Below are 15,861 nucleotides of genomic sequence, written 5' to 3' on the forward strand. Positions count from 1 at the left end.
TCGCCTATTTCTGCTCCGATTTCAGTAACTGTTCCAAATACCTCGCGACCAGATCGATTTCTAAATTCACCGAGGCGCCGATTTTCCAAGAGACACCCGCATTCGTTTTGGTCAGGGTTTCCGGAATTAAGACCAATTCCAGTTCACCCGGCCTTGAATCCACGATCGTGAGGGAGATTCCGTCGACGGTAATACTTCCGCGTACCGCGAAATATTTAGTGAGCGAAGGATCATGAGAGATCAAATATCGACGGACTTTGCCTCCGTCCCGATCTTCCGCCAAGGTGATTTTTCCGACTGCATCCACATGGCCCGTTACAAAATGACCGCCCATTCTTGTATGAGGTTGCACGGATCTTTCAAGATTCACTTTAGTCCCGTTCCGAAAGTCGCCGAAATTCGTAAGTTCAAGAGTTCGATAAGAAGAATAAAATTCAAACGTATTTCCTTGATCCTGAAAGGACGTCACCGTATGACAAGCGCCGTTAACTGAAATCGAATCGCCCAGCTTTAGATCCGGATCCTGCCAGTTCACTTTGAGGGAGAATATTTTACCTTCTCCGGTATCCCTAATACTCTGAACTTCGCCGGTCGTTTCGATCAATCCTGTGAACATGCGGTATAAACCTCCCATTTATCGGAGTCAATATCTCTTTCGAATTCTAGAATCAGATTCTTGCCCCAATCTGGCGAATCGCCCTTCTCCAATGTAACTGTCCTCGATTGAATTCGTAAAATAGAATCCGAATTTTCCATTTCCTTTGAAAATTCCCGGTAAAGTAAATTTCCGCCCTCAATCAAAGCTGTATTAATTCCCCAATCGCCCAGGTCGTTTAATGTTTGTATTGCAAAGGATTTGGAAGAATATCTCTTTACCTTGCCGTCGGACAGCTTTTCGATACGCGACAACAGATTCTTCGAATATTCTTTCTCATCGTCTAAGAAAAAAGCGGTGTTTCTTTTTTCCTGAATACGGTTCAGTTCTTCCTGAACCGTAAGAAATTCGGGAGCTAGTTTAATTTCTGCAGGAAGAAAAAAAACTCGAAGCGGTTGATAAAAATTTTCCATCTCTCTATGAATCCGCCTAACGTCCGGATCAAGAGTTTGACGAAGGATTTCCGAAATGAGGCCCGAAAATCCTTTCTTTCTTGCGGCAGAATCCGGAGAAAGTTCCAGTTCTTGCAGTTTTTTTAAAGCTGCCGAATCGCCCTTCGGAGAACGAAAATTCAATTTGGGAGAATCGACTTGGATCGTCCTCGGTCCTACGAGAATCGCATCCATCTTAGATCTTAAATAAGATAGAAAGAAATCGGATATCTGCGAGGAAATTTTCTCTCTGAAGTCTCCTCCTGAAGAATAAAATCCCTCACGGCTTACCGAGGACTTCAGTAGAAACGCGGGTCTTCCTTTTTGGATTCTTTCCGAAAACCCGAAAAGGAAACAGGAAGCTATTTCCGCTAATTCGGAATTCTGAATGACTTGGATTCCCGCTCTTTCGAGTTCATATAAACTGCCTCGTTTCCGAACCAAAGGATTCGGATCTTTCCAACCGTAAATCAATGCGAGCGGCTTCTCCCCTAAAAGTAGATCTAGACAAGGAGGAGTTTTTCCAAAATGAGAACAAGGTTCCAAAGTCACATATACTTTATGCGGCGGCAAGGGTCCCGTTTTGTATTTTTCACGCAAGCTTAGATAAGCTGCGCGCTCGGCGTGATTTCCGCCGGTGACCTGAGTCCTGCCGGTTGCGAGAATCTTACCGGTCGATACTTCGGTTAGCACACAGGCCACGGGAGGATTTGGAGAAGAATATCCTATGGATAAAAAGGATAGGCGGAGGAGTTCCTCCCGAATTTCTTTCGGGAGGTTCGAGTTCAATGTCTTTTAAGCCTATTATAGATCGAATCGTAGATGTCGATCAGCGGAGCCGCGATAAAAATCGAAGAGAACGTTCCGAGGATGATTCCGAACGTCAAAACGTATGCAAAATCATAAAGCTCGACCGCTCCGCCTATAATGATCGCCACTACTGAAATCAACGTAGCAAAGGACGTATTAATCGTCCTGCTTAAGGTCTGATTGATGGAAATATTAATCACGTTTGAGAAGACGTCCTTCATATTACCGGCGTTCTCGCGAATCCTGTCAAAGACTACGATCGTATCGTTGATGGAATATCCGAGCAAGGTCAAGAGCGCGGCAATGATAGGAACGCTCGGTTTGATTTGAAAAAATCCGATAAAGGCGATCGTAATAATCAAATCGTGAATCAATGCGAGACTTGCACCCAACGCAAACTTGAATTGAAAACGAAAACTTAGATATCCTAGGATTATCAAGAGGGTCAAGCCTAGTAACGTAATCCCGGTGGTCGTCAATTCCGCTCCCACCACTGATCCCACTTGGTTTGCGGATAGGATCGACTTCTTGTCTAATTTGAAATCTTCCGTTAAAAGACCGATCAACGCATCGATTGCCGAAATCTGTTTCGCTTCGGGAGTCAACGCGCCTTTTCTTTGTAGATAAAGTTCCTTAATTCTGTCCGCAGACCCTAAACCGATATCGATTTGATAATGGTTCTTCTCTTTATCCATGTGAACTAACACGGCTTCTAATCCTTTGGCGGAAAAATACTCCTCCAAAGTCTTGCGTTCCACGGATTTATTAAACTCTACGACAGTTCTCAAACCGCCGTCAAAGTCCAAGGAAGTGGCAAAGCCCCCGTATTTTCCGAACGTGACTCCAAAGCCGATAATGATTAAAATCGTAGAAACGGTGATAGATACGTATTTGTACTTTATAAAATCAAACATTCTTGGACTCCAGCCTCTTGAATCCGATTTGGAGTTTAGAGACTCCTAATTTATTAACGAGAATATCCATGATCATTCTGCTCAAGAATAGCGACGTAAACAGGGAGGTGATAATCCCCCAACATAACGTGATCGCGAATCCTTTGATCGGTCCGTTCCCGAGTTTGATCATTAAAATCCCGGAAATCAAAGTGGTTACGTTACTGTCCACGATCGTCCAGAAAGCATTATCAAAACCTTGAGCGACGGCGGAAGTCACGTGTTTGCCCGCGCGTAATTCCTCTTTTATCCGCTCGTAGATAATGACGTTCGCATCCACAGCCATACCCACTGTAAGGATAATTCCGGCAAATCCAGGAAGAGTCAGGGTAAAGCCCATTAAGGAAAGCAATGCCATTAATACGATCACGTTCACCAGTAGCGCGATGTCGGCGACCAATCCGGACAGTCTATAAACTAACAGCATGAAGAGGATAACCAAACCGAAACCTAATAGAACGGCTTTCAAACCGACTTCGATGGATTCTATTCCCAATGTAGGTCCGATAAATCTCATTTCCAGTACGCTTAAAGGAATCGGGAGCGCGCCTTCGCTAATTACGTTCGATAAATCGACTGCCTCTTCGCGGCTAAAATCCCCGTCGATCTGAGCGTTTCCTCCCGCAATCGGTCCTTTAATAACCGGAGCCGAGATAACTTTATCTCCCCAAACGATAGCGAGCTGACGGCCCACGTTTTTAGAGGTAATTTCAAAAAATTTCTCCGCACCGGCGGACGTAAGAGTAAACGAAACGAAATATCCGAGCCGGTTATTATCATATGAAGGTCTTGCGTCCCTCATATCCTTTCCATCCAGCGCGATCGCTCTTTCCAAAACGATGAATTCGCGAGGTAGTAAAGGTGCTTTAGGATTTGCGCCGCGAGCCCAAAGCGCGTATAACTTATACTTTTCCGGAATATTATATTTCTTTTCTAGAGAATTCAGGAATTTATCCTGCTCGTCCTTTCCGAGTTTTTGTTTTACGATATTTTGAAATTTGACGATGTCCGTGTCTTCCCGCCTTTCTTCGGCGACCAATCGATTTTCTTCCGTATCGATTTGTGTTTGGAAAACTCCACGATTGTCGTTTTGGCTCTTTGGATCACGAGCCGGTTCTTTCAATCGGTATTCTACGGTTTCCGTATTCCGGATAATATCCAAAATTTGCGAAGAGTTGCTGACTCCCGGAAGAGAAACCTCGATTGAATCCTGGTCCTTCTGAATCCGGACCTGAGGTTCAGTCAAGTTTTGATTCGTAAGTCGGTTATCGATGATCAGCTTCGCTTTTTCCAACTCTATTAGTTTACGAGATGGATTCAAAGAAAAATAACTTTCGATCTCCGCAAGCCGATCGCGAGCTTCCTTCTTTTCCTTATCGGAAAGTTTGGGATCTTCCGACTTCTTAGTAAGATTCTCGATTTCCTTTGCGTAACTGTCCCGCAATTTGGATGCGTAGTCTTCGAAGTCGCCTTTTAGAACGACACGCATCCCGCCCTGTAAGTCCAAACCGAGCTTGATCGTAAGAGGTCGTTCTCCAAAGAAATATTCCTCAACCCATGTAGGCCGAAGTTTGTTCTTAGGTTCGAGAATCAATTCTTGGTTTTCTTGCGAAAGTTGATTGATCTTTGCCGAAGTGATAAATCTTCCGCGAACGAGATAATAATCCTTTTCCGGTAGTACGGAAGGATCGGGTTCGATCGACCAGGCTCCCGCCGGATTGTAATCGTTCTTCCAGCGTTCAGCGAATGTTTCTAGCGCTTTCTTTTTCTTTTCTTCCGGTAGTTCCCGAAATTCTTTCCGAATGGCCAGCTCCAATTCGCGAACCGCAAAGTTGGGATAGAGTAGCGTCAGCGAAGCGGCTACAACGAGTATGGGTACAATGATCCACTGAACCGATTTCAATTTTGGCTCCTAGTCTCTTCTCACTTTATTAATTGTCACCGGAGAACGCCGGGTGATACGGGGACCTCCCGCCCTTAGGCGATAGAGGGCAAATAGAACAATAAGTCCGAGTATAATGATCGGTTTTTTGTATTCGGAGAAGAAGGAGACAATCGTGCTCTGATCCTTTTGTTCGGCTGCCTTCCGTTTTTCTTCCTCTTTCTTCTTGTCCTGGCCCATCTTTAAGATGTCGCCCAACTTATCTTTAAAAGAGATATCTTCCTTTGGCATGGCAGCGGAAGTCTCCGTATAACCCGGAAGGTGACGCGGAGTCAGAGCGGTTTCTTCATTTACCCAATAAGGTTTCTGCAGATCCTTAAGCTCTTCTTTCTTTAAAGTTTTCTCGGAAGACGCATTTTCCGAATTCTTGGATTGTCCGTCGTCGCCAGGATGCGAATCATTCTTAGCGTCGTCTGGAATGCCGGTGGCTTCGATCTTCTTCTTTGTTTCCCCTTCTTTCTGCTCGACTCCATCGGGACGAACTTCGCCCGACTTACGCTTCTTGGAGCCTTTCTTCGATTTCTTTTTTTTGGGAACCTTCGCGGCTTGAGCCTTTTTACTGGCCGAAGTCGTCGCTTTTTTAGGCTCTGAAACCTTATCTAAAAAATCGATTTCCTCTCCGTCCTGGCTAAAAACCGGGAAGGAGATTAAAAATGAAAGGAGGAGGCATAGGATCTTGTTCATAATCTCACCGTATTCACTACTATACCTATCGGAAGGACGGCGGTTTTACCCTTCCTTCTTCTTTATAATGGTGCTTGCATTAAAGGTCACATTCGTATCTTTTGCGATTGCGATAACGACGACCTCGTTATTTTCCTTAAACTCCACCACTTTACCGTGAATTCCTGAAGAAGTCACGACCGTATCACCTTTTTGTAGGCTTTCGATCATAGCTTTCCGCTTTTTTTCCTCGTTTCTTTGAGGGCGAATTACGAGGAAATACATGATCACAAACATGACCGCGATCATTCCGTAAGGGGACGTTAATAACGAAAGAGGATTACTCGCGGAAGGGGCGGCTCCACCGTCGGCGGCTTGAGCTAGTATAAATAGTGTGTTTAAGTCGAATTGCATAGTTATAACCCTAAATAAGATCTTTTTCTATTCGGTTTGGGACCAGTATTTTCCCAACCTACCGTTTGGTAATTAAATTTTGAAAGAACTGCTTGGTTTTTCCACTAACAAGCTGTTCTAACGCGATTTTATATCCTTCTTCGATTGTGGAAACCTTGCCCATGACGAATAATCCGGCTCCCGCGTTCAAGGCTACTGCATGAGTGCCGGCTATTTTCTCGCCATCTATAATTTTACGCGCTAAGCCTTCGGCCTGGTCCGGTCCCGCAGTAAAGACTTCCGCAGGATTCAACTCTCCGAGGGCTAGAGTTTTGGGATCGAAATCTTTCCGCGAAATAACCCCGTCTTCTAGCAATGTATAATCGGTGGTTTCAAAAATAGAGAACTCATCAAGCCCGTCTCTGGAATGGCAAACCAGAGCTTTTCGTAAGCCCAATCCCTGAAGAACGCGGATCAGAGTTTCCATAAGTTCCGGTTCGTACACTCCGATGATTTGATATTGCGGAGAAAACGGATTACTGAGTGGTCCGATCATATTAAACAAAGTGCGAAAACCCAATTCTTTCCTGACCGGACCGGCGAATTTCATGGATGGGTGCCACATAGGCGCAAATAGGAAAGTAAATCCGCTGGAAACGAGATGGGATTCCACTTCTTCCTGTGTCTTTTCGGTGTTATAGCCCAAGCGCGTAAGAATATCGCTGGAACCGGTATGAGAAGAAACGGATCGATTCCCGTGCTTAGCGACCTTCAATCCGAGGGAAGCCAAAACAATGGCGGATAAAGTGGAAATATTAACGGTCCCTTTTCCATCGCCTCCGGTCCCGCATGTATCCAGCATATCGAACGGAAAAACTGTCTTCGGCTTTAATGCGTTCTTGCGAAGCGCCAAGGAAAAACCCAAAAGTTCGTCTGCAGTCTCCCCTTTTGCACGAATCGCCGTTAGAAACGATGCCAATAAAATTTCCGACACCTGACCTTTCATCACGTCGTTCATTACGCTTTCGGCTTCCGAAACTGTAAGTGATTTGCGATCCAGAACTTTAAGTATTGCGTTTCTAATTTCCATTCTTGCCGAATGCCCTCCGGATTGCGATAGGTCGTAGAACTTCTCTATTCGATATTAAATAACGAAGGCCCGATAGGACAGTGATAAATGTCGTAATCAACATCCCGAAATAAGGGACGAACCCGCCCAGGCCAAAAACCAAATCGCCCCAATTAGGCACACCCTGTTCTTTCCAAGCGGCAAAAAATGCGGAGGCGTTCTCGGATGCGATTCCGAAGACGGTAAATCCGGCTTCCTTACCGCTATGGTAAACTTCGTTGATCAAGATTCTTTTTTTAGAGGATACCAGTATAAAGAAAATCAATATTAGAATAATTGCACCCATTTGAAACGCCGTCTTGACTTTGCCGAGCATAGTAGTACGAATAGAACTGCCTTGACGAATCGCCAAATAACGGAGAGTCGTAATCAGCATATCCCTTCCTACAATTAGAAGGACCATCCAGAGCTCGATCTGTTCGTGCAAAAAAATGAACGTGGTAAAACATCCGACGACGATGATTTTGTCCGCGAGAGGATCCAAAAATTTCCCGAATTCGGTTTCTTGTTTCCATTTTCGTGCAAGATACCCGTCGACAAAATCGGTTATGGAAGCCGCCGCAAACAGCAAAAGAGCCGCAACATGAAATACCGGTTCTTTCTGATATAAAAACCATATAAAAAACGGCAAGGAAACGACTCGGAGAACCGTCAAAGTATTGGGAATGTTAATATTAGAGTTCAAACGTTCGACCAGGTTCCCATCATATCGTATTCGTAAAAGGATTCGATTTTCACTTTTCCTATCGCGCCCGGTTTGAGACTAACGTCTTCCACATATACGATTTCGTCTATTTCCGGCGCGTCTTGCAATCGCCGAACCACGGCGGAACCGTCTTCGATTCCGTCAACAATCGCCGGATAGACTTTACCGATGCGCGACTCATGGATCTCCTGCAAAATCTTTAAATGAGCTTCACGAACCATATTGATTCGCTTCGCCTTTTCTTTTTCGGATACGGTCTGCTGTAATTCGGCGCCCTTAGTTCCTTCCTGAGGGGAATAGGAGAACAAATTCACTTTTTCAGGACGGGTCTCATCGATGAATCTCAAAATTTCATCCACGTCTTCTCCGGTTTCGCCGGGATATCCTAGAATGAAAGATGTCCGAATTTCCAGATCCGGCCGGATTTCTCGCGCGAGAGAATACAAGTCCTTGAACGCGGAATAATTTCCGCTTCTATTCATCGATTTCAAAACACGCTCGGAAACGTGCTGCAAGGGCGATTCCAAATACGGAGCTATTTTGGGAATTTCACCCATCAATCTTACGATTTTTTCGGTCTTCTTATCAGGATACAGATAAAGTAGCCTCAATATCTCCAAACCTTCCACTTCGGAAACCTTTCGGATCATTTCCAGAAGAAGGTCGCTATCCTTTCCGTAATAAACGGTATCTTGCGAAACGAGACAAATCTCTTTTGCACCGGCAGCGATCGCCCGTTTGGTGTCTCGAAGGATATCGTCCATAGGAGAATCCTGAAACTTTCCGCGCAAAGACGGAATAATACAAAATCCGCAACCGCGATTGCATCCGTCCGAAACTTTTACGTACGCATAGGGTTTCGAATAGTTTTCGATATTGGGAGAAAGTTTCATTCTCTCGATAAGCTCTGCGTTAAATTCCGGATTCGGAACCGCATTCAATTCTCTGCGGAACGCTTCTCGAATTATCTTACCCGCTTGGGCATATTTCCCGGTTCCAAATACGAGATCAACTTCCGGAATTTCTGCCGAAATATCCTTGGGGTATCTTTCCGCAAAACACCCGACCACAACGAGTTTTTGGCCCTCCTGTTTTTTGGCATGAGCCGCACCCAGGATAGTTTGGATCGTTTCTTCCGTTGCCGACCGAATGAATGTACAGGTATTTATCAGATGAAAGTCCGATTCTTCCGGCTTTGTAGCGGGGACAAATCCTTCCTCCAAAAGAGAATGATGCATGCTCATGGAGTCCACGGTATTCTTCGGACATCCGAGCGTAGTGATGTAAAACTTCTTATCCAACAGGCCTACTACTCGCCCAGCTCCTTGATGATAAATTGCGTGCTATCGTAAGGATTTGGGGTTTTAACAAAAACTTTCTTCACCAATTTTCCGGGACGTCCCAAGACGATTTTCGTCTTTCCGTTTTGGATCATTTCCACTGCGGACCCGTCTCCGACTTTCAATTCCAATCGGTCTTTCGCTTCCAGGGATCTGGTTTCCCCGTTTTGAACTAATCCTCTAAAACCCATTTGACCGTCGATGATGAACTCTGCGTAGCTAGGTTTAGAGAAAAATAATGTTACCTGAATCGGAACGTCTCCCAACGTTTTCGTTGAATTTGAATCTTCCGTTCCGGTTTTTTGCGCCGTTCCGTTTCCTGGACGCTCCTCTTCATTTAGGGAAACCAGTACTTTTGCCGAACTTCCCGTCACACTTTGCGCGGCAATTCTGATACTGCGACGCAAGGAGGAAATTTCCGGAATAGAATAGCTTAGCACTTTCTCCTGCCCTTCGGCAAGTTTAAATTTATGAACGCTTAACTCCGGGTATACGTTGAACCCTAATAATGCGGTATTGGAATCGCTACCTTGTTCAACTCCGGTGATAAACAATTTACATTGTTGATTCGATACGCTGAAGCTTACACCTTGATTCGTGGTTAAAATAAAACTTTCAGGACGGGTTTCCGGCAAGGAACGGTTCACAAAATCGATATTTTCGGGAATTTCAAGTTTACGACGACTACCTTCGGATACCTCCTCATCGCCGGATGAACCGTCGAAAACGAATGTAAACAGAAGAAAACCCGCAATTACTATCATCAAAGCCGATACCGCGGTTATGATTTTATTTTTATCTATGTTTAAATCATAATAGAACGAGGAGGTCGGACGAGTTAACTCTTCTAAAGGAGCTTGAGACTCTTCGATTTTTTCCCCTCTATATAAATTCACGAGCATTCCGGTGTCTAATTTAAGGTAACTACCGTAGTTCTTTAAGAAGCCGATCGTGAACGTCTCACCGGGGAACTGAGCATAGTCTTCGGTTTCCAATGCAAGGATGTATTTAACCGAGATATTTGTGTCCTTAGACACGTCCTTTACTGTAAGTTTTTTTTCCTCCCTAGCCTCCCTAAGGATCTGCCCTACACGCTTCTGATTCAATTCTGCTCTCCTTTTCCGGGGAAGTTTTATTCTTCCGACACCAAGGGGTTATTTACGATTTTTGCATTTCCATCCGGGCGAAAATTAAACTGACCGTCTTCGACGTCAGCGTTTCTATCCCAACCGGAAAATTCCACGGTAGTCGTCTTACCTCTACCATCGCTTGCCACGGCTCTCTTGATCAGGAAATTTTCCTCATCGACGTAGAGAGTCATCGTTTCATACCCGCCGATCTTTTCCCGTTGCTCGAGAGCTAAAACAAAATATTTCCGATTGTCTTTGGGAGAAATCTGGGGTTGTTCGATCGAATCGAACTTATAATGATACTTTCTAAAAATACGAGACAATCCTTCTTCAGTTACCGAAGCGAAGATCGGTCCCGACTTATTGGATTTATTTAAAGTTAAATCCTGTTTTCCGACCGCGTTTAATCTCTTAATAAAAATCCATAGGGTCTTTCCGTCCGAAACGATTTCATCGCCGGCAGGATCGGAAAACTCGTAACGGATCTTGCCACCCTTCTTATAATAGCAGACACCCTTCATCGAACGGGTCTTTTTGTTGGACTCCGTCTGAATGACAAAATCGGCTTTATAGGATTTGATTTCGGAAAAGGTTTTCCGAACCTTCTTCACCACTTCCGAAGGAGAATTCCAGCCATGCTTGGCGGAAGATTGAGCCTCGAGTCCCCATGCCGTCAGGAGCAAGGCAAGTCCCAAAACTGAAACGTTAAGAACTTGGAAAATTGTACGATCTTTCATTTTCAAGAAAAAAGCCGAGATTTTTTTTCCAGGATGGAGAGTATCGGCCCGCCTGTCACTTGGTTTCTTTTTTCTCTGGGAAAAACCCGGAAGCCTAAAATTCACTCAATTTATCTCAGAATTTCGCGACCTTTCGATCCAAGGATAGGCGTAACATATCCCCGTTCTTCCATCAATTCCATGATTCTGGCCGCCCGGTTATATCCGATTTTTAACTTTCTTTGAAGATAGCTAGCGCTTGCTTTTCGTTCGATTCGAACGATATCCCAGGCTTTCCCGAACAGTTCCTCGTCCATTTCATCTGCGGAATCCGTTTCAGTTTCTTCCTCGAAATCCAATTCAACATACGTGGGGGCGCCGTATCTCTTCGCTTCTTCGACTATCTTTTCGATCTCTTCTTCGGATATATAGGGGGCTTGAATCCTTGCCAGATCCGCTGAAGTCGGTGATTTATAGAGCATATCCCCTTTTCCTAGGAGAGATTCTGCGCCGTTCATATCTAAAATAATTTTAGAATCGGTCTTTTGTGCCACATGAAAGGCGATTCTGGCAGGGCAGTTAGCCTTAATCAAACCCGTTATGACATCGACGGAAGGTCGTTGGGTCGCCATCACTAAGTGAATTCCAACCGCTCTGGATTTTTGGCTGATCCGAGTGATCGCATCTTCCAAGTCCTTTCCGGACACCATCATCAAGTCGGCTAGCTCGTCTATAAATACGACGATATAAGGCATTTTTGAATAGCCTTCCTTGTGATAATAATCCTCCACTTTTTCGTTATACGATCTAAAATCTCGGCACTTTAATTGCGAGACCGCTTCATAACGAGATTCCATTTCTTGGATTACCCATGCTAATGCCTTTGTCGCCTTTCTCGCGTCTTTAATAACCGGCATCAATAGGTGAGGAATATCTTCGAAGAGAGTTAACTCCACCATCTTGGGGTCAACCATGATAAAACGAACTTCTTCCGGAGAAAGATTTAACACGAGGGAAGCGATCATGGAGTTCAAACATACCGATTTACCGGAGCCGGTCGTTCCGGCGACCAGAAGGTGCGGAAGTTTATTCAGATCGATGGAGACTAATTTACCGGAAATATCCTTTCCGATGATGATATTCAAATCCTTCTTTGCCTTCGGGGCTAAAGAAGAGCGTAAGATATCCCCCAATAGAACGTCCTCGCGATGCTTATTCGGAACTTCTATCCCGATCGTGGATTTTCCGGGTATGGGCGCCACGATACGAACATTCTTTACGGCGAGATACATTCTAAGCTCATCCGTCAAAGAGGTGATTCGTCCTAGCTTTACTCCCGGTGGAGGAGTCAGTTCGTAGCGAGTGATAATCGGTCCTCTTTCCCAAGCAACAACTTTGGTTTCATATCCGTAAACTTTCAGTGCATTCACAATTTCGAAAGCCACTTTCTCCGATTCGACTTTGAATAGAGCCTCATGGACTTTCGTAGGATTCGTATGTAATCTGTTTAAAGGAATATGATAAACGGATCGTTTCGAGCGAAAGATCGGAACCATGGAAACGGGAGTAAACGGGAGTTCCGCTTGTTTCGGCTTACTAACCGCGACTTCAGGATGAAAGATTTTCTCTTGAACCACCGCAGGTGTTACCATTGCCGAAGTAGCTGCAGAAGAAAGCTCCGATGCAGTCGGGTCCGATTCCGATTCTTCCCCAAAATCCGGATCGCCGTCATCCTCCAAGATATGCTCTTCGGAAAGGTCTTCATCCTCCCCCCATTCCGCTTCGGATTGGGTAAATTCCGGAGACTCCGGTATATCGGAAGGAACGGTCATCGTCGCGCGAATTGACTCAACGGCTTTTACCGGCTCAATCGTATCGATCTCTCTATCTTCGGCTTCAACCGGCACGTTCGTTCTGAGATCGAGAAGTTCCCATCTCCCTCTCTCGCGAGATTCGTCTTTTACAGGAGATCCATAAACTTTTTCTAATAAATCCGGAGAAGCGCTTCTGAACTGAAATACTTTTCTATCTTCCTCGAAAAATCCATCTAGAAGACCCGAGTTTTTGTAACGAATTTTGGAATCGTAGGCGGACACGGACGCGGTCGCTTCCCGTTGCGGCGTTGAGTTCGCGTTTTTTCTTTCTGCCGTTTCCGAAGAGCGGGAGAAAGAATACAAAGAGCTTCCATTCGGAGAAACTGTTTCCCGTTTAAACCAAGGAGGAACTTCCGGTTCGGAAAATTCGGAATTCGGTTTCTTCCATGCCTTCATGAGCTTAGTGATATTTTCCGCGATCGGAGACGGCGGGACCTCGGGAAAGAGGCGAGTATAAGATTCTCCTTCCTCACGTCCCGACGGTTGGCGATATCCTGCCATCCATTGCCTCTTCCAATCGGAAAGGGAAAAACCGCCTTGTGCCATAATCCTACCGAGAAAATGGATAGGAGATTCATTCAAATAAACGAGAATACCGTAGAAATAAATAACGAAATGAATTAGCAATCTCCCCGTTGTACCAAGAATATATTCCAGAGCCACAGCAAGCGCTTGCCCAAGAACACCACCATTAGCCGCAAAAGGAATCGTAGAAGGATTTCCGAAAACGTTTAAGCTGACCGAAACCGCTAACAGAAAGAGAGGAATCGTAAGAAGCTTAGTAGTCGCATCCTGATTCGGCTGAGCAAGAAGGATGCCTCCCGTAAGAATCAGCATGATTCCCGGAACGAACGCAGCATTTCCGAATAAATACAGAATTCCCCAAGAAAGATAATGCCCTGTTCTACCGAATAGATTGGATTGAACACCGTTTTCGGCAATGGTAAACGAACCAAGCGAAAGAGTTAAGAAAATTCCCGTAAATAACAGCAGGTAAGGTAAGGCGGCTCGTCCCCTCTCCCAAATGATAATATTGCGGTCCATTCCTACTTTTGGTTCCATACTTCCTAAAAATCGGCATCTTCGCGAGAAAGGAAAAGAGACTTAATCAAGGGGAATCGGCAGTTTTTTCAATTTAGAGGAGGAAGCTATTTCCATTTGAGAAAATAGCCTAGCGTCTAAAAAAAAGTTCGGAGAGTAGAATTTGCTCAGGCAAACCCCACCCTTGTGGGCGGGGGCCGGAGCGAAGCGGTGGAAAAATCCGACTACCATGAAACAAATCTTCAGGCAAGTAGTTTTCCAAAAGCGAATTCGGGAGGAGCTCCTACGGAATTAGGATGCTGCACACAAAGTAGAGAAAGCTTCCGATTTTATAGCCCGGTGCTACCGAAACCGCCGGCGCCTCTTGCAGTTTCGGGTAACTCGTCCACGATTTCCCAATCGGTGAGCCAAGTTCTCCGAATCAAGAGTTGAGCGATTCGAACGCCGTCTTCCAAAAGGTAGGAAGTCGATCCTAAATTCAGCAGAGGCACCATCAGTTCGCCGCGATAATCCGAATCGATCGTTCCGGGGGAATTCGGAACCAAAATGGTAAATTTTGTGGAAAATCCGGATCTAGGCCTGATTTCAAAATGATAACCGTCGGGAATCGCAAAAGACAAACCTGTCGGGACCAATTTCACTTCTCCGACGGGAAGCTCCATCGGAGATTCCAAGCAAGAATGCAAATCGTATCCGGCCGAACCTGCCGTTTTAATTTCCGGTAATTTAGCGGTCGTTTGTAGCTTTTTCACTGCAATCTTCATGAGGTTGAGATCCTTCACTTCGGATATGAAAACGATTCGAAGATTTTTTTAAGTTTTTCTTCTTCCTTGGCATTCATTTTTGCCAGGACGGATAAATGTAATTTAGGAAGTGCGAAAATTTTCTTCGCCAAAGAATTCAGTTCATCCAAAGTTACGGAGTGAATTTCTCGAATCCGCTCCTCTAATGTGTAATACTTTCCGTAATACATCTCTTGAAAGGCGATATTATTCATTCTACTTTCGGTGTGCTCGTATCCGATCGATAAGCTTCCTTCGTGATTGGTTTGCGCATCCGCGAGTTCCGAAGGTGTGATCCCAAGATCTAGGAAAATTCTTAATTCTTCCAAAATCAAAGTTAGGGATTCTAAAAACCTCTCTTTCGACGAAGAGCAAACGATCGAAGTAATTCCCATATCGCTATAAGAAGAAGGATAGCTCGTAATATGATAGCAGAGACCTTTTTCTTCCCTAATTTTCTGAAAGAGTCTAGAAGACATTCCCCCGCCGAGAATATGGGTCATAAGAGAAAGACGAGTTGCAGTGTGAAAACTTCTCGGACTCCCTTCTCCACCAAGAATAAAATATGCCTGTTCGGTTTCTTTGTTTCCTTTGCGGAAATATCCGAATGCCTTTTGAGGCGTTTCAAAACGAGCGGTCAACCTTCGATTCGTTTTTACGGAAAAATATTTTTCCACGGTTTTGAGAATCCATTCCGGTTCATAATCGCCCGAAATCGAAAGAATCATGTTTCCGGAGTGATAATATTTCTCGTAAAATGCTCTCAGCGATTTAGAAGTAACCGCTTTGATACTTTTTTCCGTTCCGATAATATCTCGTCCTAAGGCATTTTCAGGAAAGAAATTATTATAATAGAAATCATGAACTCCGTCTTCGGGAGAATCTTCATAGCCTTTCATCTCCTCCAAGACCACTTCCGCTTCCGTCTTAATATCCTGATCTCGAAGCAAAGGAAGAAATATCATTTCTGAAAGTAGTTCCAATCCGAGTTCGATATCTCGAGATGCTAAAGTCGCGTGAAAATAAGTGTACTCGCGAGAAGTAGCTGCGTTCGAATACGCACCCACCCTTTCCCAATCTTCGGCCTGTTGTTTTGCCGTTCTCTTTTGGGTGTCTTTGAACAACATATGTTCTAGGAAATGGCAATAGCCCGCTTCTTCCGGACTTTCCGATCTGGACCCGACTCTTACATATACACCGAGAGATACGCTAACAGTATAAGGTGCACGTTGGAACAGAACGGTGATACCGTTCTCTAATTCTATCTTATGCGTTTGTTCTTCTTTTAAAGTCAAT

14 protein-coding genes are annotated in these 15,861 nt (G+C 44.7%); all 14 read right to left on the reverse strand.

What is annotated here, in order from left to right:
* Window positions 1-4: 4 nt before the first annotated feature.
* The 14 genes from LEP1GSC058_RS07260 to LEP1GSC058_RS07325 all read right to left on the reverse strand — a co-directional run bounded on the left by LEP1GSC058_RS07260 (window position 5) and on the right by LEP1GSC058_RS07325 (window position 15,860).
* Window positions 5-616 (reverse strand): riboflavin synthase, encoded by a 612-nt coding sequence (locus tag LEP1GSC058_RS07260; RefSeq protein WP_016548936.1) that lies wholly within the window; start codon window positions 614-616, stop codon window positions 5-7.
* The gene (locus LEP1GSC058_RS07265; RefSeq protein ID WP_016548944.1) at window positions 601-1,875 is read right to left on the reverse strand and encodes a bifunctional diaminohydroxyphosphoribosylaminopyrimidine deaminase/5-amino-6-(5-phosphoribosylamino)uracil reductase RibD; all 1,275 of its coding nucleotides are present in this window, start codon (window positions 1,873-1,875) and stop codon (window positions 601-603) included. Before LEP1GSC058_RS07265 ends, LEP1GSC058_RS07260 begins: the two co-directional genes overlap by 16 nt.
* Window positions 1,872-2,810: a protein translocase subunit SecF gene (gene secF, locus LEP1GSC058_RS07270; RefSeq protein WP_016549030.1), complete on the reverse strand. Its 939-nt coding sequence runs from the start codon at window positions 2,808-2,810 to the stop codon at window positions 1,872-1,874. The genes LEP1GSC058_RS07265 and secF overlap by 4 nt, the downstream gene beginning before the upstream one ends.
* Window positions 2,803-4,752, reverse strand: coding sequence for a protein translocase subunit SecD (gene secD, locus LEP1GSC058_RS07275; protein ID WP_016548924.1), 1,950 nt, complete (start codon window positions 4,750-4,752; stop codon window positions 2,803-2,805). The genes secF and secD overlap by 8 nt, the downstream gene beginning before the upstream one ends.
* Window positions 4,753-4,761: 9 nt before the next feature.
* Window positions 4,762-5,475 (reverse strand): SRP-less Sec system protein, encoded by a 714-nt coding sequence (locus LEP1GSC058_RS07280; protein ID WP_016549007.1) that lies wholly within the window; start codon window positions 5,473-5,475, stop codon window positions 4,762-4,764.
* A gap of 45 nt (window positions 5,476-5,520) precedes the next feature.
* Window positions 5,521-5,868: a preprotein translocase subunit YajC gene (gene yajC, locus LEP1GSC058_RS07285; RefSeq protein WP_016548935.1), complete on the reverse strand. Its 348-nt coding sequence runs from the start codon at window positions 5,866-5,868 to the stop codon at window positions 5,521-5,523.
* Window positions 5,869-5,926: 58 nt separating this feature from the next.
* On the reverse strand, window positions 5,927-6,937 hold the full coding sequence (trpD, locus tag LEP1GSC058_RS07290) for an anthranilate phosphoribosyltransferase (RefSeq protein WP_016549029.1): 1,011 nt from the start codon (window positions 6,935-6,937) through the stop codon (window positions 5,927-5,929).
* Window positions 6,927-7,661, reverse strand: coding sequence for a CDP-diacylglycerol--glycerol-3-phosphate 3-phosphatidyltransferase (pgsA, locus tag LEP1GSC058_RS07295; RefSeq protein WP_016548948.1), 735 nt, complete (start codon window positions 7,659-7,661; stop codon window positions 6,927-6,929). The genes trpD and pgsA overlap by 11 nt, the downstream gene beginning before the upstream one ends.
* A complete protein-coding gene (gene rimO, locus LEP1GSC058_RS07300; RefSeq protein ID WP_039948158.1) occupies window positions 7,658-8,983 on the reverse strand; it encodes a 30S ribosomal protein S12 methylthiotransferase RimO in 1,326 nt (441 codons plus the stop codon). The genes pgsA and rimO overlap by 4 nt, the downstream gene beginning before the upstream one ends.
* Window positions 8,984-8,991: 8 nt before the next feature.
* Window positions 8,992-10,128 (reverse strand): helix-turn-helix domain-containing protein, encoded by a 1,137-nt coding sequence (locus LEP1GSC058_RS07305; protein ID WP_016549090.1) that lies wholly within the window; start codon window positions 10,126-10,128, stop codon window positions 8,992-8,994.
* A gap of 26 nt (window positions 10,129-10,154) precedes the next feature.
* The gene (locus LEP1GSC058_RS07310) at window positions 10,155-10,889 is read right to left on the reverse strand and encodes a LolA family protein (protein ID WP_039948179.1); all 735 of its coding nucleotides are present in this window, start codon (window positions 10,887-10,889) and stop codon (window positions 10,155-10,157) included.
* A 110-nt stretch (window positions 10,890-10,999) separates the two neighbouring features.
* Complete coding sequence (locus LEP1GSC058_RS07315) at window positions 11,000-13,804, reverse strand: DNA translocase FtsK (protein ID WP_016548952.1); 2,805 nt, start codon at window positions 13,802-13,804, stop codon at window positions 11,000-11,002.
* A gap of 308 nt (window positions 13,805-14,112) precedes the next feature.
* Window positions 14,113-14,547 carry a dUTP diphosphatase gene (gene dut, locus LEP1GSC058_RS07320; RefSeq protein WP_016548934.1) on the reverse strand — a complete coding sequence of 145 codons (435 nt, stop codon included), beginning with the start codon at window positions 14,545-14,547 and terminating at the stop codon, window positions 14,113-14,115.
* Between the two features lie 14 nt (window positions 14,548-14,561).
* A complete protein-coding gene (locus tag LEP1GSC058_RS07325) occupies window positions 14,562-15,860 on the reverse strand; it encodes a M16 family metallopeptidase (protein WP_016549055.1) in 1,299 nt (432 codons plus the stop codon).
* Window position 15,861 lies beyond the last annotated feature (1 nt).

Origin of the sequence: Leptospira fainei serovar Hurstbridge str. BUT 6, from assembly GCF_000306235.2 — a bacterium.
Taxonomy (GTDB): domain Bacteria; phylum Spirochaetota; class Leptospiria; order Leptospirales; family Leptospiraceae; genus Leptospira_B; species Leptospira_B fainei.

Excerpts from the sequence above, each read along its gene's own strand:
- dut (WP_016548934.1), bottom strand. The coding sequence starts at position 14,547 with ATGAAGATTGCAGTGAAAAAGCTACAAACGACCGCTAAATTACCGGAA.
- secF (WP_016549030.1), bottom strand. The coding sequence starts at position 2,810 with ATGTTTGATTTTATAAAGTACAAATACGTATCTATCACCGTTTCTACG.
- trpD (WP_016549029.1), bottom strand. The coding sequence starts at position 6,937 with ATGGAAATTAGAAACGCAATACTTAAAGTTCTGGATCGCAAATCACTT.
- yajC (WP_016548935.1), bottom strand. The coding sequence starts at position 5,868 with ATGCAATTCGACTTAAACACACTATTTATACTAGCTCAAGCCGCCGAC.
- LEP1GSC058_RS07260 (WP_016548936.1), bottom strand. The coding sequence starts at position 616 with ATGTTCACAGGATTGATCGAAACGACCGGCGAAGTTCAGAGTATTAGG.
- LEP1GSC058_RS07280 (WP_016549007.1), bottom strand. The coding sequence starts at position 5,475 with ATGAACAAGATCCTATGCCTCCTCCTTTCATTTTTAATCTCCTTCCCG.
- LEP1GSC058_RS07310 (WP_039948179.1), bottom strand. The coding sequence starts at position 10,889 with ATGAAAGATCGTACAATTTTCCAAGTTCTTAACGTTTCAGTTTTGGGA.
- LEP1GSC058_RS07315 (WP_016548952.1), bottom strand. The coding sequence starts at position 13,804 with ATGGAACCAAAAGTAGGAATGGACCGCAATATTATCATTTGGGAGAGG.